The organism is Streptomyces sp. NPDC040405, assembly GCF_055595765.1.
Genome location: NZ_JBVIVI010000042.1, coordinates 1 through 1403, shown reverse-complemented (window position 1 = coordinate 1403; position 1403 = coordinate 1). Strand labels below are relative to the sequence as shown.

The following is a 1403-nucleotide window of genomic DNA, read 5'->3' as shown; positions in this document are numbered from 1 at the left end:
TACTGCAACGGTCTTTGCCGTGACTGCTGGCCAGCTCGGTCGTTGGTGTGGTTATGGGTGGGGACCTTGCTGATGTCAGGTTGTGGGCCGGGGAACTGGAAGCGGTGCATGAGCGGTTCGTGCACCGCTTCAACCGGGAGGAGCCGCGTCAGTCGGCGTTGGCGTATATGCGGGGACTGATCGCCTCGCTGGAGCGGAAGAACGGCTGGACGCTGGCCGAAGAGGCCGGTCATGCGGGTCCTGATCGCATCCAGCGACTGCTGAACCGGATCGAGTGGGACGCCGACGAGGTCCTGGACGACGTACGCGATTACGTCGTCGAACACCTCGGAGACCGGGATGCCGTGCTGATCGTCGACGACACCGGGTTTCTGAAGAAGGGCGTCCGTTCTGCCGGCGTGCAAAGGCAGTACTCCGGCACCGCCGGACGCACCGAGAACTGCCAGATCGGTGTGTTCCTCGCCTATGCAACCGACCGAGGCCGCACGTTGATCGACCGGCGACTGTATCTGCCCACGTCCTGGACGGATGACCGCGAGCGCTGCCGCAGGGCGGGCGTCGACGACACGGTCAGCTTCGAGACGAAGGTGACCATGGCCAAGGCGATGGTCCGCCGGGCCATCGAGGAGAAGATCCCGTTCGGCTGGGTGACGGCGGACGCCGCTTACGGCTACAGCAAGGGCTGGCGGTTCGAGCTGGAACAGGCCGACGTCTTCCACGTCATGGCCACCACGAGGCACGACACGGTCGTCACCCGTTGGGCACTCGACCACCCCGTCCACGAACTCTTTCCCGGGCTGCCGCGGCAGAAGTGGAAACGCCGTTCCTGCGGTGAAGGAGCTCACGGCCGGCGGATCTTCGACTGGGCCCGCGTCGAAGTCCGGCCCTGGCACCGGGAGGACCGCCGGCACTGGGTGATCGCCCGCCGCAGTGTCAGCAGGCCCGAGGAGATCTCCTACTACATCGCCTACTGCCCGGCCCAGACCACGCTGGACGAGCTGATCCGCATAGCGGGCAGCCGATGGGCCGTCGAGGAATGCTTCCAGACCGCGAAGCAGGAGTGCGGCCTGGACGACTACCAGGTCCGCCGCTATCCCGGCTGGCACCGCCACATGACCCTGGCCATGGCCGCCCACGCCTGCCTGACCGTCCTGAGGGCCCGAGAGCTGGATGCGGAGAAAGCAGAAACGGATCCTCCCAGCTCATCCACCTCAGCCTCGCCGAGATCCGACGCCTGATCACCCGCCTCACAGACCGACGCCCCACCCCGGCCAGCCACATCCTGCACTGGTCCCGCTGGCGACGACGACGCCAGCACCAAGCCCGCGTCAGTCACTACAAACGCCGCAGACACAGCCCCTGAAACCTGCCCAGCACTCAGAACAAGCACCGTTGCAGTACTA

Annotated in this window: 1 protein-coding gene; it reads left to right on the top strand. The window is 66.1% G+C overall.

Annotated features, from left to right (window positions below; genetic code table 11):
• Positions 1–53 precede the first annotated feature (53 nt).
• Positions 54–1238 carry an IS701 family transposase gene (locus ACZ59A_RS44890; protein WP_470971663.1) on the top strand — a complete coding sequence of 395 codons (1185 nt, stop codon included), beginning with the start codon at positions 54–56 and terminating at the stop codon, positions 1236–1238.
• Positions 1239–1403 lie beyond the last annotated feature (165 nt).